Origin of the sequence: Collinsella sp. TM09-10AT (assembly GCF_003436275.1) — a bacterium.
In the GTDB taxonomy this organism is placed as follows: Bacteria; Actinomycetota; Coriobacteriia; order Coriobacteriales; family Coriobacteriaceae; genus Collinsella.
The window spans coordinates 37,174-57,369 of the sequence record NZ_QSOP01000004.1; the positions used below are offsets into that span (position 1 = coordinate 37,174).

At 62.8% G+C, this 20,196-nt stretch carries 14 protein-coding genes; 11 read left to right on the top strand and 3 right to left on the bottom strand.

Translation table 11 applies throughout. From position 1 onward, the window contains the following. Positions 1 to 5 precede the first annotated feature (5 nt). Together DXD77_RS02750 and DXD77_RS02755 are read right to left on the bottom strand one after the other, a co-directional pair. Positions 6 to 227: a heavy-metal-associated domain-containing protein gene (locus DXD77_RS02750; protein ID WP_006235338.1), complete on the bottom strand. Its 222-nt coding sequence runs from the start codon at positions 225 to 227 to the stop codon at positions 6 to 8. A 152-nt stretch (positions 228 to 379) separates the two neighbouring features. Further along, positions 380 to 2,722, bottom strand: a complete 2,343-nt coding sequence (locus tag DXD77_RS02755; protein WP_117647667.1) for a cation-translocating P-type ATPase — start codon at positions 2,720 to 2,722, stop codon at positions 380 to 382. 560 nt (positions 2,723 to 3,282) lie between these two features. Between DXD77_RS02755 and DXD77_RS02760 the strand changes: the two genes are divergently transcribed. The 11 genes from DXD77_RS02760 (at position 3,283) to DXD77_RS02810 (ending at position 18,017) form a co-directional block, all read left to right on the top strand. Next, positions 3,283 to 5,481, top strand: coding sequence for a DEAD/DEAH box helicase (locus tag DXD77_RS02760; protein ID WP_117647669.1), 2,199 nt, complete (start codon positions 3,283 to 3,285; stop codon positions 5,479 to 5,481). A gap of 352 nt (positions 5,482 to 5,833) precedes the next feature. Beyond that, the gene (locus DXD77_RS02765; protein WP_158549076.1) at positions 5,834 to 6,346 is read left to right on the top strand and encodes a PTS glucose transporter subunit IIA; all 513 of its coding nucleotides are present in this window, start codon (positions 5,834 to 5,836) and stop codon (positions 6,344 to 6,346) included. Between the two features lie 18 nt (positions 6,347 to 6,364). Further along, positions 6,365 to 7,219: a PRD domain-containing protein gene (locus tag DXD77_RS02770; protein WP_117647706.1), complete on the top strand. Its 855-nt coding sequence runs from the start codon at positions 6,365 to 6,367 to the stop codon at positions 7,217 to 7,219. A 99-nt stretch (positions 7,220 to 7,318) separates the two neighbouring features. Beyond that, on the top strand, positions 7,319 to 8,935 hold the full coding sequence (locus DXD77_RS02775; RefSeq protein WP_117647671.1) for a PTS transporter subunit EIIC: 1,617 nt from the start codon (positions 7,319 to 7,321) through the stop codon (positions 8,933 to 8,935). Positions 8,936 to 8,938: 3 nt separating this feature from the next. Next, positions 8,939 to 10,321: a 6-phospho-alpha-glucosidase gene (locus tag DXD77_RS02780; protein WP_117634836.1), complete on the top strand. Its 1,383-nt coding sequence runs from the start codon at positions 8,939 to 8,941 to the stop codon at positions 10,319 to 10,321. Positions 10,322 to 10,577: 256 nt separating this feature from the next. Continuing rightward, complete coding sequence (locus DXD77_RS02785) at positions 10,578 to 12,410, top strand: NAD(P)-binding protein (protein WP_117647673.1); 1,833 nt, start codon at positions 10,578 to 10,580, stop codon at positions 12,408 to 12,410. A 50-nt stretch (positions 12,411 to 12,460) separates the two neighbouring features. Beyond that, the gene (locus DXD77_RS02790) at positions 12,461 to 14,215 is read left to right on the top strand and encodes a [FeFe] hydrogenase, group A (RefSeq protein ID WP_199408992.1); all 1,755 of its coding nucleotides are present in this window, start codon (positions 12,461 to 12,463) and stop codon (positions 14,213 to 14,215) included. Positions 14,216 to 14,217: 2 nt separating this feature from the next. Then, the gene (locus tag DXD77_RS02795) at positions 14,218 to 15,273 is read left to right on the top strand and encodes an ABC transporter substrate-binding protein (RefSeq protein WP_117647676.1); all 1,056 of its coding nucleotides are present in this window, start codon (positions 14,218 to 14,220) and stop codon (positions 15,271 to 15,273) included. 3 nt (positions 15,274 to 15,276) lie between these two features. Beyond that, a complete protein-coding gene (locus DXD77_RS02800; protein ID WP_147325409.1) occupies positions 15,277 to 16,653 on the top strand; it encodes an ATP-binding cassette domain-containing protein in 1,377 nt (458 codons plus the stop codon). A 214-nt stretch (positions 16,654 to 16,867) separates the two neighbouring features. Then, the gene (locus DXD77_RS02805) at positions 16,868 to 17,071 is read left to right on the top strand and encodes a hypothetical protein (protein WP_117647680.1); all 204 of its coding nucleotides are present in this window, start codon (positions 16,868 to 16,870) and stop codon (positions 17,069 to 17,071) included. Positions 17,072 to 17,105: 34 nt separating this feature from the next. Further along, the gene (locus tag DXD77_RS02810; RefSeq protein WP_117647681.1) at positions 17,106 to 18,017 is read left to right on the top strand and encodes a CPBP family intramembrane glutamic endopeptidase; all 912 of its coding nucleotides are present in this window, start codon (positions 17,106 to 17,108) and stop codon (positions 18,015 to 18,017) included. Here the strand turns inward: DXD77_RS02810 and DXD77_RS02815 are convergent. Further along, a complete protein-coding gene (locus DXD77_RS02815; RefSeq protein WP_233506716.1) occupies positions 18,014 to 20,149 on the bottom strand; it encodes a YgiQ family radical SAM protein in 2,136 nt (711 codons plus the stop codon). The genes DXD77_RS02810 and DXD77_RS02815 overlap by 4 nt on opposite strands. Positions 20,150 to 20,196: the final 47 nt, after the last annotated feature.

Genomic DNA, 20,196 nt, shown 5'->3' on the forward strand with positions numbered 1-20,196 from the left:
GGTCGTTACGCGGCGGTCACCGAAAGGGCGTGGAACTTCTCGCCGGCGCCCTCGACGGCGGCGGCGAGCTGCTCGGCGGTCACGGTGTCGGCGCACTCCACCTGGACGGTCTGGGTCTCGTGATCGGCGTCGGCGTCGGTCACGCCGGCCACGTTGAGCAACGCCGTCTCGACGGTGGCGTCGCAGTGGCCGCACATGAGGCCGGAAGTCTTGATTGTGTATCGCATGGGTGTACTCCTTATCGATTGAGATTATCTGACAGTTTAGTCGTGAACAGCGTCATCTTAAAGGTGCGCTGAGGTGCCCGAGATTGCCCCGAAAGAGGAGCGAAGCGTACTTGGGTACGCGAGCGACGGTTTGAGGGGCAAGGTCGGGTGCATCAGTGCGCCGTCTTGGGCTTAAAGGATTTCAGGCGCAGAGCATTGCTTACGACGCACACGCTCGACAGGCTCATGGCCGCGGCGCCGAACATCGGCGAGAGCTGCCAACCGGTGAGGGGGAAGAACACGCCGGCCGCCAGCGGAATGCCGATGCCGTTGTAGAACAGCGCCCAGAACAGGTCCTGCTTGATGTTGCGAATCGTGGCGCGCGAAAGCTCGATGGCGCGGGCGACGTCCATGAGGTCGCTGCGCATGAGCACCACGTCGGCGCCCTCCTTGGCAATGTCGGCGCCGGTGCCGATGGCAAGGCCCACGTCGGCGCGCGCCAGGGCGGGGGAGTCGTTGATGCCGTCGCCCACCATGGCGACCATGCTGCCCGCATCCTGCAGCTCGCGCACGTGGCGCTCCTTGTCGGCGGGAAGCACGTCGGCGATGACCTGCCTGCTGTTCAGTCCCACGCGGCGGGCGATTGCTTCGGCCGTCACGCGGTTGTCGCCGGTGAGCATGCGCACGTCGACGCCGAGCTTGCGGAGCGCGGCGATGGCCTCGGCGCTCGTCTCTTTGACCTCGTCAGCCACGGCGATGGTACCGACGAGCTCGCTGTTCTTGGCAAAGAACAGCGGTGTTTTGCCCTCGGCGGCGAACTGTTCGGCAAGGTCGGCGGGCACCTTCGCGCCGAGCTCGTCCATCAGGCGTACGTTGCCGGCTGCAATGGCGTTTTGCCCCTCGCGCGCCGTAACGCCACGACCGGGCACGGCGGCAAAGTCCTCGACCATGCGCGCGACAATTCCGCGCGCCTCGCACTCGGCCATAATCGCCTCGGCCAGCGGGTGTTCGCTTGAGCGCTCCAGCGCGGCAGCGAGCTTGAGCAGCGACTTTTCGCTCATGGCGGGCGAGCCGTCAGCGCGCGTGGCTACTACGATATCGGTCACGGCAGGCTTGCCGCGGGTGACCGTGCCCGTCTTGTCGAGCACCACGGTGCCCACACTGCGCAGATTCTCCAGCGCCTCGGCACTCTTGAACAGAATGCCCATCTCGGCGCCCTTGCCGGTACCCACCATAATGGCGACGGGCGTGGCCAGACCCAGTGCGCACGGGCAGCTGATCACCAGCACGGCCACGGCGGAGGTGAGCGCCTCTTTCATGCTGCCGGTCAGTGCCATCCACACTACAAAGGTCACGACCGAGATTACAAACACCACGGGCACGAACACGCCGGCGACCTTGTCGGCCATGCGGGCGATGGGCGCCTTGGTGGCGTTGGCGTCCTCGACGAGCTGGATGATTTTGGCGAGCGACGTGTCGGCGCCCACGCGTGTGGCACGGAAGGCAAACGAACCGGTGCGGTTGACGGTGGCGGCGTTGACGGTGTCGCCGGCGGTCTTTTCCACGGGGATGGACTCGCCGGTGAGCGCGCTCTCGTCCACGGCCGAGCTGCCTTCGAGCACCACGCCATCGACGGGGATGGACTCGCCGGGGCGCACGCGCAGGACCTGGCCGGGAAGGATGCTGTCGACGTCGACGGTGGTCTCGCTGCCGTCCTCTGCCACGATGGCCGCGGTCTTGGGTGCTAGGTCGATCAGCGCCTCGATGGCGCCGCCGGTTTTGGACTTGCTGCGCGTCTCGAGGTATTTTCCCACGGTGACCAGAGACAGGATCGTGCCGGCGCTCTCAAAATACAGGTTGTCCATGCTCGTCATCATGGCCTCGTGGACCTGACCCGCGGCTAATTGGTCGGCCATGATGAACATGGCGTAGAGCGACCAGGCGATGGAGGCGGTGGCGCCCACGGCAATAAGGGCGTCCATGGTGGGCGCGCCGTGCGCGAGCGATTTAAACCCGTTGATAAAGTAGGCATCGTTGACGTAGACGACGGGGATGAGCAGGACGAGCTCGGTGAGCGCGAGCGTCATGCTGTGGATGTGGTCGGTGAAGATGCCGGGCAGCGGCCAGCCGAGCATGTGCCCCATGCCTATGTAGAACAGTGGGATGAGGAAGACAATCGAGACGATGAGGCGGGTGCGCATGGCAGAGGCGGCGGCCTCCAGCTTTTTGGTAGGCGACTCCATGTGGGCGGCGCCGGACCTGGCTTGCGCGCTGCCGCTTGAGCCGGCGGCACCGGTGCCCGCATCGACGGGCGAGGCCGAGTAGCCCGCGCGGTCGACGGCGGTGCAGATATCGTCGGGGGAGACCTGCGTGGGGTCATAGTCGACCATCATGGAACCGGCGAGCAGGTTGACCGCGACGCTTTGGACGCCGTCGAGCTTGCTCACGGCACGGTCCACGTGCGCCTGGCAGGCGGCGCATGTCATGCCGCCCACGTCGAACTTATCTTGAGCCATGGCTTCTCCTTTCTGTGGTTCGCTGTTGGAATTGTTAACCTGCTGATACTATACACCCATACCCCCTGGGGGTGTCTAGTTGGAGTTGAAATGTATGACATTTCGCTACGGTTGAGGATGGCTGTTCAGTCGTTGGCCATCCTTGCTAAATATCTCAATCTGTAACAGCAAGACCGGTTTTTGCCGAGTTACTGTTACAGATTGAGATAAACCGTTGGCTGGCAACTCAACGTCTCGATCTGTAACAACAGGACCCGGTTTTACCCTGTAGATGTTACAGATTGAGACAATCGACCCAGGCCCACTCCTCCTGCACCGTCATCTGTGGTTTACGTGGGGGCATGCGAAGCACGGGTATACTAACCGGCGGCGAATCTGCTCCATCGCTTAGAGCTGCTGCGTCTGGACGGCGCGTGATAGGGCTGCCAAAGCGATCGCCAGCGTGCTGAGCAACGTCCTCTCTGTGCGCACCCGTTTTTGTATGTATTAGCGCACTACCAAGCACGCCCGCGCGGCCGCATGCCGTGCCCATTGCGCGTGCAGATAAGGAACAACAACATATGCGTAATTCTGTATCCGACGTCACCGACGCCGAGATTCTGGACGAGACCCGCGAGGCCATGACCCAGGCTGCCTTCGATGCTGCCGATGAGGCCAATGCTGCCCAGGCCGTCGAGTCCGCTACCGAGAGCCTGCCCGCCTTTGACGAGCTGGGCCTTTCCGACGAGATGCTTCGTGCTATCGAGAACCTGGGCTACACGGCGCCGACGCCCGTGCAGGCCGGTTCGATTCCTGTGGTGCTCGAAGGCCGCGACCTGCTTGCCGCCGCTCAGACTGGCACCGGCAAGACGGCCGCTTTCTTGCTGCCGACCATGAACAACCTGGAGCACATCGCTCCGCCCAAGCCTGTGCGCGAGCGCAGCGGCCGCAACCGCCGTCGCGGCGCTAAAAAGCCCGAGGGCAACGGCCGCGGCCCCGTGATGCTCGTCATCACCCCCACGCGCGAGCTTGCCCAGCAGATCGACGAGGTCGCGAACAAGATCGCCGACGTCACCGGTCATGTCGCCGTGACCGTCGTGGGCGGCGTGAGCTACAAGCCGCAGACCGCTGCCCTCAAGTACGGCTGCGACATCCTGGTCGCCACGCCGGGCCGTTTGGTCGATTTGATCGAGCAGGGCGCCTGCCACCTGGACGAGGTCAAGGTGCTGGTGCTCGACGAGGCCGACCGCATGCTCGACATGGGCTTTTTGCCCGCCGTCCGCCGCATTGTGCGCGAGACGCCGGCCGAGCGCCAGACGCTGCTGTTCTCGGCCACACTTGACGAGGAGGCTGTGGGCGAGATCACCGACCTGGTGAGCGACCCGGCTCGCGTGGAGATCGCACCGGCCACGTCGACCGCCGACACCGTCGACCAGTTTGTGTTCCCGGTGTCCATCGAGGCCAAGAACAACCTGTTGCCCGAGTTCCTCAAGAAGGAGGGTCCGGAGCGCACTATCGTCTTTATGCGCACCAAGCACCGCGCCGACAGCTGCTGCCGTCGTCTGGAGCGTAAGGGCATCAAGGCCGCCGCGATTCACGGCAACCGCAGCCAGGCCCAGCGCGAGCGCGCGCTTTCGGCCTTCCGCGACGGTACCGTCGACGTGTTGGTGGCAACCGACGTGCTTGCCCGCGGCATCGACATTAGCGACGTGCGCTACGTCGTGAACTTTGACGTACCGGCCGAGCCGACCGACTATATCCACCGCATTGGCCGTACGGGCCGCGCCGGCGAGCTGGGCTGGGCCATTACGTTTGTGACCGAGCAGGATGTCGATGAGTTCTACGAGATCGAGAAGCTCATGGACAAGACGGCCGACATCTACGAGGCCAGCGACCTGCATGTGGGTCCCAACCCGCCCGCCGTTGATCCCGAGCGCGATCCTGCGGCCTTTAAGGTGAAGAAGAAGACCAAGCGCGGCAAGTCCAAGAGCAAGAAGAAGCTTGAGCAGGCGCGTCGCGACGGCAAGCGCAACGGCGACGATTACGGTGATGTGGCCGGTCGTTCCAACCGCGGTCGTGACGAGCGTCGCGGCGACGGCGAGCGTCCGAGCCGTCCTAAGCGCGGCGGCAAGACCCGCGTGCGCGAGGGCGTTCAGGCTCGCGTGGACGAGGCTGTGGAGAGCGTGGCTCGCGAGGTGGCTGCCGAGGAGCGCGGCGGTGCCGCTGCCGTCGAGCAGGCCCCGCGCGGTAACCGTGCCGAGCGTCGTGCCAAGCAGTTCCAGGGCGAGGCACACCGCCGTCGTCGTGAGGACGAGGACCGTGGTGGTCGTCGTCGTGTTGAGCGCGAAGACGAGGGCCGTGGTTCGCGCGGCGGCAAGCGCGGCTCGGGCGACCGTCGTCGCTCCGGTCGCGATGGCGAGCGCGGTGGCCGTGGCGGCGAAGGCCGTGGTTCGCGTGACGAGCGCGGCGTCCGTGGCGGCGAGCGTCGCGAGGGTGCTCGTGGCAACGGTGGCCGCAGCGGCGCCGGTCGTTCGAATGAGTCGCGCGATCGTCGCGACCCGCGTGCCAGCCGCGATCGTCGCGATGATTGGCGCAACTACGACGACACCCGCGAGGAGCGCCGTGGCGGCTATCGTGGTGGTCGCGGCGGCAACCAGTCCGGCTCTCGTGGCGGCCGCGCCGGCGGTCGCGATAACCGTGGCAGCTATGGCAATAGTCGTGGCGGCAAGCGCGGTAGCAGCTCCCGCCGCCCCGGTGACGGCGGCGGCAAGCGCAAGTAACATACGCGTCGCACGCTAGTGTGAGGCAAGCTAAGGGCCCCGAGCAACTACGCTCGGGGCCCTTTTTGGTGCAAAGGGGCCAGAGCAAGGAGTGTCCCTGGGTGCCGGCAGAAAAGGAACGTCCCCAAGTGCCGCATAGATAGATACCGTTTATCGGAGAATAAATACCGTTCACCGGTCATTATGATTGTTCTGGCTTTGGGCTTGTCTACAATAACTCCCGTAAAAAGAAATGCGGAAGGTTACCGAGTCCCTCGGACGTGGGCCTAACCAAAGTCTTTGAACGGGTGTGTCTCTATGGATGCATTCGCTTGATTTTGGTTGGGCTATATTTATGAAGGGACATGCCACCATGGGTTTCTTTTCTCGCCTGATGGGCGGTTCGGATGAGCAGAAGACTGCAGCTTCCGAGTTCGAAATCCTCGCTCCCGTTTCCGGCGAGCTTGTTCATCTAGAAAATACCAATGACCCCGCTTTTAGCAGCCGCGCCGTGGGCGATGGCGTTGCCGTGGTTCCCCAAGAGGGAACGGTGTGCGCTCCTGTTTCCGGCACCGTCGCGGCGTTGTTTCCGACTGAGCACGCGCTGGGCATCATGTCCGACGACAGCTCTGCTCAGGTGATGCTGCATATCGGAATCGACACTGTTAAACTTGAGGGCAAGGGCTTCCATGCGCTTGTTGCCCAGGGTGACCATGTCGACGCGGGCCAGCCCCTCGTCGAGGTCGATTTCGACGCGGTCCGCGCCGCCGGCTTCGATCCCACGGTCTTCGTTATCGTGTGCGAGCGTTCGGAGAACTCGACTCTTCGTGAGCACGCTTCCGGCCCTGTTGCTGTTAAAGAGCCTGTCGTCTGGCTTTCCGAGTAAATTCTTGTGGTGGGTACCGTGGTTATCAAGCGAGTTTTCAACAACAACGTCGCAATGGTCACTTCGGACGATGGCTCTGAGCTCATCGTCATCGGTCGAGGCCTCTGCTTTGGCCGTCATGCCGGCGATGCCATCGACGAGGCATCGGTCGAAAAGACCTACGCGTTGCAGGAGGGAACTTCTCAGGATTCGCGTACGATTGACCGCTTGGCACATCTTTTAGAGTCCATCCCCACCGTCAACCTCGTGATTTCCGAGGACATCGTTCAGATGCTTCGTCGAGAGCTCAATGTTGATATCAATGACAAGATTCTCATCGCTCTCGCAGATCATATAAGCCTCGCCCTTGATCGCGAGCGCAAGGGCATTCCGTGCGAGAACCCGTTGCTGCTCGAGATCCAGCAGTTCTATCGCAAGGAGTACGCGCTCGCGGGCCGTGCCCTTCAGATTATCAAGGACTACCTGGGCATCGAGATGAGCGAGGAGGAGCAGGGCTTCATCACCTTGCATATCGTCAACGCCACCATGCCGCAGCGCTCTGACCGTCTGATTGTTTCGGTCCAGCTTGTTCGCGACGTGCTCGCGATTGTTTCCGAGCACTATGCCACGACCCTTGACGTCACCTCGTTGCCTTACGAGCGTTTCGTTCGCCATCTGCAGTTTTTTGCGCAGCGAGCGCTCGATCCCGCGGCGGGGCAGGTCAATGGCGACGCGCTGTTCCGTATCGATGAAACGGCGTATCCGAGGGCGTTCTCGTGTGCGGAGTCAATTGCCGACCACTTGGCGTCTACCTATAACGTTGTCGTTACCGATGCCGAGAAGAGTTATCTCGCATATCACATTGTTAACCTGCTTGGAGAACCTGGTCTCTAGGCATAACGTGCCCACACATCGATTGATATAAGGCAAGGCTCACGGTCTTGTCTAGGGCACACCTATCTCAATTTGCGGAAAAGGAAGGGGAGTACCGCTATGACCGCAAAAAAGAAGTTCAATTTCAAAGCGCCGTTGGAGGTGTTCGCGAAGTCGATCGTTCAGCCGATGATGTATCTCTCGGTTGCCGGCATCCTGCTCATCGTGGGCATCATTCTGACCAACAAGACCATCTGCGCTGTGGTCCCCGTGCTGGGCTCCGGTCCGTTCCAGCTTGTGGGCGCCGTTGTCTATCAGTCGCTGATGTTTATCATCAACAATCTCTCGATTCTGTTCTGCGTGGGCATCGCCGGCGCCATGGCAAAGAAGAACAAGGGCCATGCTTCGCTGATCGCCCTGATGTCGTTCTTCCTGTTCCTTCAGGCCAATAACATCGTGCTCAACGCCACCGGCTCTCTTGCCGAAGCGAGCGGCATGCTCGGCCTTACCGGAACCGGCCAGAGCACCGTTATGGGCATTCAGGTGCTCGATACCGGCGTGTTTGGCGGCATCATTCTTGGTTGCATCACCGGTGCCGTGTTCAACAAGTACTCGAATAAGCAGTTCCCCATTGCCCTTTCGATGTTCTCGGGCGTTCGCTTCCCGTTCCTGATCATGATCATCATCTCCTGGATCATGGGCGCTGGCTTCTGCATCGTTTGGCCTCCGGTCCAGGGTGCTATTTCCTCCGTTGCCGGCATCATTAAGGAGTCTGGCAACATCGGTCTGTTTATCTACGGCATGCTCAACAAGCTGCTCGTTCCCACCGGTCTGCACCACCTCATCTACACCCCGTTCCAGTTCTCCGATGTGGGCGGCACCCTGACGCTGGGCGATCAGATTATCGCCGGCGCCTATCCCATCCGTGTCGCCGAGATGGCAATGACGGGCCAGCCCTTCTCCGATAGCACGTATTTCAACAGCTACACCTTCAACAACCTGTGGCCCTACATCGGTATCGGTCTCGCCTTTATCTTCACCGCTTACAAGGGGAACAAGGATAAGACCAAGGCCGTTATCATCCCGCTGATCATCACCGCCGTGCTCTCCTGCGTCACCGAGCCCATGGACTTCCTCTTTGTCTTCGCCGCTCCCGTGCTCTTTGTCGTTCACTCGGTTCTTTCCGGTATCTTTCTGGTCCTGCTCAAGGTCCTCTCCGTGCCCGCTTCGACTGCAGGCGGCATCATCAACATCGTGGTTTCCAACCTGGTCCTCGGTGTCGATAAGACCAACTGGCCGGTCATGCTGGTGCTTGGAGTCGTCAACGCCGCTCTGTACTTCTTCCTCTTCACCTTCCTTATCAAGAAGCTCAACCTCCACACGCCTGGTCGCGAGGAAGAGTCCGAGCTTGCTGAGTCCGTTGCCGAGGGCGAGGCCGCCGCGTCTGTCGCGGTGAAGCAGGGCGCTGTTGCCGCGGCCCCCGCAGAGGGCGTCGATGCAGGTATTGCCGACCTGGTCGCAGGTCTTGGTGGCAAGGACAACATCGAGGAGCTCGAGAACTGCTTTACGCGTCTCCGCGTGAACGTTAAGAACCCGGACCTCATCAATGAGGACCTCATCAACCACGTGCCCAACAGCGGCATCAACCGCAACGGCAATAATATCCAGATCATCTTTGGCATGAAGGTCGCCGAGATGCGCGACAAGGTCGAAAACGCAATTGAGAAGGAGCAGTAAACAATGATCATTACTCTGTGTGGTGGCGGATCCACCTTTACCCCCGGCATCGTCAAGTCCATCGCTCTGCGCAAGGACGAGCTCGACGTTGACGAGATTCGTCTGTACGACATCAACGAGGAGCGCCAGCGCAAGATCGGCGTGCTCGTGGACTGGATTTTGCACGAGGACCTTGGCCTGGACATCAAGCTCACGGTGACCACTGACAAGGAGACTGCCTTTACGGACGCGAGCTTCGTGTTTGCCCAGATGCGCGTGGGCGGCTATGCCATGCGCGAGCAGGACGAGAAGATTCCGCTGCGTCACGGCTGCGTGGGCCAGGAGACCTGCGGTTGCGGCGGCCTTGCCTACGGCATGCGCACCATCTTCCCCATGGTCGAGCTGATTGACGACGTTGAGAAGTATGCCAAGAAGGACTACTGGATTCTTAACTACTCCAACCCTGCCGCCATCGTCTCCGAGGGCTGCCGCGTCCTGCGCCCCAACGCTCGCATCATCAACATCTGCGACATGCCGATCGCGATTATCGACGTGGTTTGCGCCGCGCTCGATATCGACAAGAAGGATGTCGAGTACGATTACTTTGGTCTCAACCACTTTGGTTGGTTCACCTCGATCCGCCACAAGGGCGAGGAGGTGCTCCCGCAGCTGCGCGAGTACATCAAGGAGCACGAGATTCTGCTGCCCGATTCGTACCTCAAGGGCATGGGCTCGCTGATGTCCAAGAAGCCCGAGGAGGCCACTGACGAGCACCCCGAGCAGAACCGCCACACCAAGGGCAGCTGGTACTACGTCTGGAAGGGCGAGTACGAGATCATGGAGTGCTTCCCGGAGTACCTGCCCAACACGTACCTGAACTACTACCTGCAGCAGAAGGAGTTCGTCGAGCATTCCAACCCCGAGCGCACCCGTGCTAACGAGGTTGAGGAGACGCGTGAGAAGAACCTCTTTGATGGTATCGATCACTACGAGAAGACGGGCGAGATCGACGAGAGCACGTTCTATGCGGGCAGCCACGGCGACTGGATTGCCGACCTGGCTATCGCTCTGAAGAACGACACCAAGCAGCGCTTCCTGGTCATTTGCGAGAACAAGGGCGCTATCCCCAACATGCCCTACGACGCTATGGTCGAGCTGCCTGCCTACATTGGCAAGAACGGCCCCGAGGTCATCAGCCGCGACAACATTCCTCTGTTCCAGCAAGGTCTTATGATGCAGCAGCTGAACTCCGAGAAGCTCGTGGTCGAGGCTACGATCGAGGGTTCGTACGAGAAGGCGCTCAAGGCCTTCACACTCAACAAGACCGTGCCGTCGATGAAGGTCGCCAAGGAGGTTCTCGACGACATGATCGAGGCCAACAAGGACTTCTGGCCCGAGCTTAAGTAAAGGCAACAGGGTCGCTGGCCGCATACCTAGAGCAATGCCCCGTCCACGTGATTGCGTGGACGGGGCATTGTCATTTGGTAATGCGTTTTATCAAATATGGCATTTATCTGCGGTAAAGGTGTTTAGCACCGCTGAGGGCCGCGTTTTATACCGCCTGCCGAACTGTGTTGTTGCCAAACAACTTTTTAGGCCAGTGTGTTGCATGTAGCATTTTCGCCCGGCCTCGCCTCCGGGCTGCCATGTGAGAGGGGATCTTATGGCACGACTGCATGTAATGGAGCGCAGCCACGCCCAGGCCGTTATGGACGACCTGCACGATGCGCTCGGGCGCCGCTTGGCGGTGAGTTCGCTCGCCCCGTGTCCCGTTGAGTTTACGGCAGCGCTCGTCAACCTGTGTTCCACTCAGAGCTGCGGCAAGTGCACACCCTGCCGCGTGGGCCTGAGCGCGCTGTGCGACCTGCTCGCCGACGTGCTTGAGGGCCGAGCCGATGAGTCCACGCTCAATCTGATCGAGCGTACGGCCCGCACCATCTACCTTTCGAGCGACTGCGCCATCGGCTACGAGGCGGGCGCCATGGCGCTCACCGCCATTCGCGGCTTCCGCGACGACTTTGAGCACCACATCCGCGAGCATTCCTGCGGCTTTGATCGCGAGGCGCGCGTTCCGTGCGTCTCGGGCTGCCCGGCGCACGTCGACATCCCCGGGTACATTTCGCTCGTCGAGGCCGGCCGCTATGCCGATGCCGTCAAGGTCATCCGCAAGAATAACCCGCTGCCGCTCGTCTGCGGCCTGGTGTGCGAGCATCCCTGCGAGATGCACTGCCGCCGCGGCATGGTCGACGACCCCATGAACATCCTCGCCCTCAAGCGTTTTGCCGTCGAGCATAGTGACCTCAACGACCACAAGCCGCATGTCGTGGACAATACCGGCAAGCGTGTCGCTGTGGTCGGCGGCGGCCCGGCTGGCCTCTCCTGCGCCTATTATCTGGCCGTGATGGGCCATAAGGTGACGATTTTTGAGCAGCGTCACCACCTGGGTGGCATGCTACGCTACGGTATCCCCAGTTATCGTCTGCCGCGTGAGCGCCTGCAGGCCGAGATTGACTGGATCTTGAGCGCCGGCATCGACGTGGAGCTCGACCACTCTGTGCGCGGCGAGGAGCTCGCCCGCCTGCGTGACGAGTGCGATGCCGTCTACCTGGCCATCGGTGCCCACAACGACAAGAAGCTCGGCCTTCCGGGCGAAGAGGCGCCCGGCGTGGAGTCGGCCGTCAAGATGCTGCGCGCCATCGGCGACGACGAGCTGCCCGACCTGAGCGGTCAGCGCGTGTGCGTCATCGGCGGCGGCAACGTTGCCATGGACGTGGCCCGCTCTGCCGTGCGCTGCGGTGCCGAGAAGGTGAGCATCGTCTACCGCCGCCGCATCTGCGACATGACGGCCCAGGACGCCGAGATCGCCGGCGCCCAGGCCGAGGGCTGCGAGGTGCTGGAGTTGACGGCCCCGCTCGCCATCGAGACGGGTGAGGAAGGTCTCGTGTGCGGCCTGCGCGTACAGCCGCAGATTATCGGCGAGCCCCGCCGTGGTCGTCCGGCTCCGCGTGCCGCTGCCACGCCCGAACGCATCATCCCCTGCGAGCGCGTGTTTGTGGCGATTGGCCAGGACATCGATTCCAAGTCGTTTGAGGATATGGGCATTGTTTGCAAGTGGGGCTGTGTCATCACCGATTCGGACGGCGCCGTGCCCAACTTCGATGGCCTCTTTAGCGGCGGCGACTGCCAGACCGGCCCCGCCACCGTCATTCGCGCCATCAATGCCGGCCGCGTGGCCTCGGCAAATATCGACCGTTATCTGGGCTTTGATCATAAGATCAAACTCGAAGTCGAGCTGCCGACCGTCCAGTTTAAGGGCAAGCACGAGTGCGGCCGCTGCGAGCTGGGCGAGCGTGAGGCCGGCGAGCGTATTCGCGATTGGAATCTGGTCGAGCAAGGTCTTACCGAGCAGGAGGCGCGCCAGGAGGCGAGCCGCTGCCTGCGTTGCGATCACTTTGGCTTTGGCGCGTTCCGCGGAGGGAGGAACTTGGAATGGTAGAGCCCAACAAAACCACCGTCAGCGACAACACCGAAAACGGAGCGCACAATATGGTCAAGCTCACTATCGATACTTGTGAGGTCGCGGTGCCCGAGCGCACCACGATCCTGGACGCAGCCAAGTCCGTCGGTATCCAGATTCCCACCCTGTGCTATCTGCGCGATCTGAACGAGATCGGCGGCTGCCGCGTGTGCGTGGTCGAGGTTGAGGGCTGCGACCAACTGGTTGCCGCCTGCAACAACTACGTGCTCGACGGCATGGTGGTCTACACCAACAGCCCCAAGGCGCGCGAGGCCCGTCGCACTAACGTTCAGCTGCTCCTGTCGCAGCACGACGCGCAGTGCGCGAGCTGCGTGCGCAGCGGCAACTGCAACCTGCAGGCCATCGCCAACGACCTGGGCATTTTCTATCTGCCCTACCAGAAGCATCTGGCGGGTGAGGGATGGGACTTCGACTTTCCCATCATCCGCGACAACGACAAGTGCATTAAATGCATGCGCTGCATCAAGGTGTGCGAGAGCGTCCAGGGCCTGGGGATTTGGGACCTGACCAACCGCGCCACGCATACCGCCGTGGGCACCCGCGGGCGTGCGCCGATCGGCAAGACCGATTGCGTCGCATGCGGCCAGTGCATCACGCATTGCCCGACGGGCGCGCTGCGCGAGCGCGACGACACCGAGACCGTGTTCGACGCTCTCGCCGATCCCAATAAGATCGTGCTGGTGCAGATTGCGCCGGCCGTGCGTAGCGCTTGGGGCGAGGAGCTTGGCATTCCGCGTGAGGAGGCCACCGTTGAGCGCCTGGCCTGCGCGCTGCGCCGCGTGGGCTTTGAGTACGTGTTCGATACCGATTTCTCGGCCGACCTCACCATTATGGAGGAGGGCTCCGAGCTAATCGAGCGCCTGGGCGCCGCCGCCAAGGGCGAGGGCGATAGCCGCGGCTGGCCCATGTTCACGAGCTGCTGCCCGGGCTGGGTGCGCTTTGTGAAGGCACGTTACCCCGAGTTTGTCGACAGCCTGTCCACGTCAAAGTCGCCGCAGCAGATGTTCGGCGCCATCGCCAAGACCTACTACGCCAAGGCCCTGGGCGTGGAGCCCGAGCGCCTGTTTGTGGTGTCCGTGATGCCGTGCACGGCCAAAAAGGCCGAGCGCGCGCTGCCGAGCATGGTGGGCGAGGACGGTGCGCCCGACGTGGACGTTGCACTGACGGTGCGCGAGATGGTACGCATGATCCGCGCGAGCCACGTGAGCGTCGACACGCTTACCGAGGAGCCGCTCGATACGCCGCTGGGCTTCGGCACGGGCGCGGGCGTGATCTTTGGCGCCACGGGAGGCGTGATGGAGGCTGCCGTGCGCTCGGCCTATTACCTGGTGACGGGCAAGAACCCCGATGCGGATTTCTTTACCGACGTGCGTGGCCTGAATGGCTGGAAGGAGGCCGTGGCCGATATCGATGGCACCAAGGTGCGCGTCGCCGTGGCGCACGGGCTGGGCAACGCTGCCCGCCTGCTCGATGCGATTCGCGACGGCCGTGCGAGCTATGACTTCGTCGAGGTCATGGCGTGTCCGGGCGGCTGCGTCGGTGGCGGTGGTCAGCCCATCCATGACGGCTGCGAGCTGGCGGCAGAGCGTGGCCAGGTTCTTTGGGACCTCGATGCGGCAGCGGACATTCGCTTCTCGCACGAGAATCCCGATGTTCAGGCATGCTATCGCGAGTTCTTGGGTGCGCAGCTCTCGCCGCTGGCCGAGGAGTTGCTGCATACCGATCATCACGCGTGGACGATGCCCAACGAAGGGATGTGCTAACGATGCGCGCGTTTGAATTTGAGCTTTCGCGCCGAGGGTTTGCCTCGGCGCTTGCCGCGGGCGCGCTGTCGCTTGCGTTGGCTGGCTGCAGCGGCGGGGCTGCGGGGGCGGGCTCCTCTGCGGGCTCTGCCGGGTCTGCGCCGAGCGGCGCTGCCGCCGAGTCGGTCGAGGTGCACGTCGCCTCGCTCAAGGGGCCGACGTCAATCGGTCTGGTGCAGTTTATGGACCAGGCGGCGAGCGGCGAGACAGATAACGAGTTCGACTTTGCGATCAGCGCCGCTGCCGACGAGATCGTGCCCAAGGTCATTCAGGGCGATGTCGATATTGCCCTGGTGCCCGCCAACGTGGCGAGCGTGCTCTACAACAAGACCGAGGGCGCGGTGCAGGTCATCGACATCAATACGCTCGGCGTGCTGAGCGTGGTGACGGGCGACGCGGGCGTGATCTCGTTTGGCGACCTGGCGGGCCGCACCGTCTATATGACGGGCAAGGGCACCACGCCGGAGTACGTCATGAACTACCTGCTGGAGCGCGCAGGTCTGACTGGCCAGGTGGCGCTTGAGTTTAAGAGCGAACCCACCGAGGTGCTGTCGGCCCTGCTTGCCGACCCGTCCGCCGTGGGCGTGCTGCCGGAGCCATTCAAGACCGCTGCCATCGCCAAGAGCGAGGGCAAGCTGTCGGCACCGGTGAGCCTGACCGATGTGTGGGACGAGCTCGCGGGTGACACGGGCTCCCGTTTGCTGACGGGCGTGACCGTGGTGCGCCGTGCCTTTGCCGAGGAGCATCCCGAGGCTGTGGCGGAGTTCTTAAGCTGCCATGCGGCGAGCGTTGAGGCCGTAAACGCGGCACCGGCGGACTGGGCTCAGGCGGTGGTCGATGCGGGTATCGTCGATAACGCCACGATTGCCGAAAAGGCGATTCCCGGGTGCATGCTCGTGTGCCAGACGGGGAAAGATATGAAGGCGGCGCTCGGTGGGTACCTGCAGGTGCTGGCCGATGCGGACGCGAGTGCCGTGGGCGGTAAGCTCCCGGCTGACGATTTTTACTACATGGAGTAGCCCGTGCGTGCGTTTGCTCGACACATGACTGAGCGTGCGAAGGCGGTGGCGGCAGTGGGTGCCGTCGCCGCCTTTTGGCTTGCCGTGTGGATCTTTGCGGCGTCGCTGGTGGCGCAGCCGCTGATCTTGCCGGGGCCGGGTGCTGTTGCCTTGGCGCTTCTGCGCCTGGTGTGCGATGGCGGTACCTGGGCGATTTTGGCGGGCTCGGGCGCGCGGATACTGGGCGGGCTGGCGCTTGCCGCGGTGTGTGGTGGTGTGCTTGCCGGGATTTCGTCACGTTCGCGGGCGTTTGCGCACCTGGTGGCTCCGGCGCTGTCGTTTGTAAAGGCGACACCGGTCGCCTGCGTGGTGGTCCTGTTGCTAATCTGGCTGGGGTCGGCGCGCGTGAGCATCGCGGCAGTCTTTTTGATGGCGCTGCCGGGCGTGTATTTTTCGCTGGCCGAGGGCTTGGCACAGGTGAATAAACCGCTGGAGCAGATGTTCCGTCTGCATGGCGTGCGCGGCTGGCGACTGTTTTGCGCCCATACCTGGCGCGAAGTCCTGCCGTTTGTGCTTTCGTGTGCGCGTGCCGTGATTGGCATGAGCTGGAAGGCCGGCGTGGCAGCCGAGCTCATCGGCATGGCGGTGGGCACCGTGGGTGAGCGCATCTATCAGGCGAAGCTTTTGATCGAGACGGCTGATCTGCTGGCGTGGACCGTGCTGGTCGTTGCCGCCTCGTGGGCGTGTGAGCGCGTGCTGGTGTGGCTGCTGCGGGTTTCGGGACCCGTGGCGTGGCGCGTGGCCGTGCGGGCGCATGGGCGCGGCGCTCGCGGGCGTGCGGGGGCTGCCGGGGGCGGCGCTGCGGCGGAGCTTGCGCTCGCCGTGGGCGAGCGGGCGCCCTGGGCTCCGGCGCTCGACGGACTGACACTCCGTGTGCCCGCCGGTGGGCGCGCCTGCGTGATGGGCGCCTCGGGTGTGGGCAAGTCGACGTTGCTTGCGCTGGCTGCGGGGGAGTGCGCGCCGTGCTCCATGGTGTTTCAGGACGTGCGCTTGGTTGAGGACGTTTCGGCTTTGGAAAACGTGCTGGTGTGCGCCGACGCGCGCGTGGACGCCTCGGGTGCCGCGGCCCTGCTGCGCCTGTTGGTGCCGGGGGTCGATTTGCATGCTCGCGTGGCCGAGCTCTCGGGTGGGCAGCGTCGTCGCGTCGAGATTGCCCGAGCACTGCTGTGCCCGGGCGGCGCGGTGATTCTGGACGAGCCCTTTACCGGCCTGGATGTCGTCGCGCGCGATGCGACGGCCGAGGTCGTGCTCGATCTGCTCGACGGTCGCACGCTCCTACTCGCCACACACGATGCCGCTGACGCTCGGGCCCTCAATATCTCGGACATCATCACGCTCTAAATACTTACTCAGCAACATAATAATCCGTTTTTCTCCGTCCCCATGGGGCGGGTGTGGTATTCTATCTGCGGGGTAATACTTAGGAATACCAAGTAATACCAATGCCGTAAAAACAAACTCAGGATGCGGGCCAATCGGGTTGCCTTCACAGCCCGTCGCCCAGCCGCGTGGCCCGCATCTATCCGCACCACCGTCGTTTCAAAAAGGAAGCGCCATGGCAGAACACATGACCCCGGTTGTCGCGAAGGTCTTGCCCGAGGAAAAGGCGGCCTTCGCGGCGGCAACTCAGCTCGTGGGCACCACGCCGTCCAACGCCATCCGCATGTTTATCGCTGCGTTCAATCGCTGCGGCACCTTCCCGTTCGACATCTCGCCGAGCGGGGCTTTTGGCACTGCGCCCGATTCTCATCAACAATGACTGTCCCCAAGTGCCGGGTTTTGAGGAGGTTGGCATGCTCAATGCGATAGCGTGGGCGCTTGCCTGTTTTGGCGTTGTCGCGGTAGATATTGCCCTGAGCGTGGTTCTGTTTTCTGTTCTCGATGCCGTGTCGGTGCTGACGGGCTATCCGATCGACAACCTCGATGTCCAATGGTTCCAGGCTGCCGCTCAGACGGCGTCGTTTTTGATGGCGCTGCTGTGGTGGCGCTATCTGTGGCCCCGCTCCTTCATGGCGCGCCGGCAAGGTGAGCGCCCGCTCGGCGGGGGAGCAAATGCTGCATGGAGGCGCATCGCATGCGTTGTCGTGATCGGCCTATCCATGCAGGTGGTCATTAGCTACCTATGCGACGGCGTGCTGTCACTGCTGCCCGAGGTTGCGGCAGACTATAGCGAGCTCGTCGAGGAAACAGGTATGGGCGATACCAACCTTCTTGCCGTCCTGACCACGGTGCTCGGCGCTCCGTTTTGCGAGGAGTTGCTGGTGCGCGGTATCATTTTTGAGTTCTCACTGCGTGCGTTTAATCCACAGTGCCGTCCGCTCTGGAAGCGCCGACGCCGCGCGAGCGCGCAAGACGGCGCCATAGTGCCCTGGGCGGCCCCGAGTACCTGGGGTGTTGCCGCGGCAATCGTGCTGCAGGCGGCAATCTTCGGTTTTATGCACATGAATTGGGTGCAGGGTTGCTACGCGGGTGCCGCCGGCCTCATCTTTGGTTGGGTGCTCGTGACGACCGGAAAGCTCCGCTACACGATCCTGCTGCACTTCGCCTTTAATGCCGGGTCGTATCTCATGACGTTGCTCTGGTTTGTGAACACGCCGTTCGACGTGGCAATTACGATCGCTATCGCCGGCGTCATCTTCGTTGAGGCAATGCGCTCGCTGCGCCACGCGTGTGGGATGGACGCAGCGAGCGCGCCGCTGCCCTAGTTGCGACGCCCGCCGCCGTTGGCGCCCTGTCGTCCCTGGGCCGCGCGGTTACGGCCGGCGGTGTTCTGCGCACGCGACATGCCACCGTGGCCCTTGCTGCTCTTGGGTCCCTTGCCGCCGCCGTGGGCCTTACCGCCCTTCTTGCCAGTGCCGTGTCCGCCGCCAGCAGACGTCTCGCCCGGGCGCGGCGGCACGGGGCGAATCAGGCAATGCTTGGTGTAGCCGATCAGATCGTGGCGGCCAGCCTTTTCCAGCGCCTCGCGTACCAGCTTGTAGTTCTCGGGCTTGCGATACTGGATGAGCGCACGCTGCATGGCCTTCTCGTGCGGGTCGCGTGCCACGTAGATCGGCTGCATGGTGCGTGGGTCCACGCCGGTGTAGTACATGCAGGTCGACATGGTGGACGGTGTGGGGTAGAAGTCCTGCACCTGCTCGGGCATATAACCCATGTCGCGTACGGCCTCGGCCAGGTCCACGGCTTCCTTCATCGTCGAGCCGGGGTGGCTCGAGATCAGATACGGCACCACGTACTGCTTGAGTCCGTATTCGCGGTTCAGGCGTTCAAATTTACGACAGAATGTATCGTAGACGGCGCGGCTCGGCTTGCCCATCACACTCAACACCGCGTCGCTCACGTGCTCGGGCGCTACGCGCAGCTGGCCCGAGACGTGGTGCTCCAGCAGCTCGCGCAAAAACTCGTCCGAGGCATCGGCCATGGTGTAGTCAAAACGGATGCCGCTGCGCACGAAGACCTTCTTGACGCCTGGCAGCTGGCGCAGGTCGCGCAGCAGCTGCGTGTAGCCGCTCTCGTCGACCACCATGTTCTTGCATACGCTCGGCCACAGGCAGCGTTTGTTCTTGCACACGCCGTGCTTGAGCTGCTTGTCGCAGGCAGGGCGGCTAAAGTTAGCCGTCGGCCCGCCCACGTCGTTGATGTAGCCCTTAAACTCGGGATCGCGCGTGAGCAGCTCGGCCTCGCGCATGATCGAGTCGTGACTGCGCATTTGCAGCACGCGACCCTGGTGGAAGGTCAGCGCGCAAAACGAGCACTCGCCAAAACAGCCGCGGTTGGAGCTAATGGAAAATTTGATCTCGGCAAAGGCCGGCACGCCGCCCGCCGCGTCGTAGTCGGGATGCCAGTCACGTGCGTAGGGGAGTTCGGCCACCTCGTCCATCTCGTCGGTCGTCAACGTCGCCGACGGCGGGTTCTGCACCACATAGACGCTGTTGGGATAGGGCTCTACCAGGCGATGTCCGGTGATGGGGTCCATATTCTGCTGCTGCACGTTAAAGCTGCGCGCGTAGTTGAGCTTGTCGGCGGAAAGGTCGTCCCAGCTGGGCAGCAGGTCGTAGTCGTAGACCTCGTCGAGCGAACCCGTGCGGTAAACGGTGCCGTTGATATAAGTGATCTGATCGATGGGCAGCCCCGCGTCGAGCGCGTCGGCGATCTCGACGATTGCGCGCTCGCCCATGCCGTAGATGAGGATGTCGGCGCCTGAGTCAAGCAGTACCGAGCGCTTGAGCTTGTCCTGCCAGTAGTCGTAGTGGGCCAGGCGGCGCAGGCTTGCCTCGATGCCGCCGATGATGATGGGGGCGTCCTTGAACGTCTGGCGGATGAGGTTGCCGTAGACCGTGACGGCACGATTGGGACGGCGCCCCTCCTCGCCACCAGGGGTATAGGCATCGGTGTGGCGGCGGTGCTTGGTCACCGAATAGTGGTTGACCATGGAGTCCATGTTGCCGGCGCTGACGAGAAAGCCCAGGCGCGGCTCGCCAAGCACGGTGATGCTGGCGGGGTCGGTCCAGTCGGGCTGGCAGATGATGCCCACCTTGTAGCCGTGCGCGTCGAGGACGCGGCTGACGATGGCCATACCAAAGCTGGGATGGTCCACGTAGGCGTCGCCGCAGATATAGACGAAGTCGCACTGGTCCCAGCCACGCGCATCCATGTCGGTGCGGCTGACGGGGAGGAACTTGTCGCGGCCCGGTCGCCAGGGGCGGGCGGGCGTCGCTTGGGAATGCTTGGTGCGGGCGACCGTGGCCTGCGCCTTGCCGCCGCGCTTTTGTTGCTGGCCCTGTTTGTCCTGCTGACTGCGCTGGTTGTTCTGAGCGTGCTGAGGCTTTTTTGCCACGATCCCTCCCGGTGTTTGTATGCTGCACGTAATTGTAACCAGTCTTT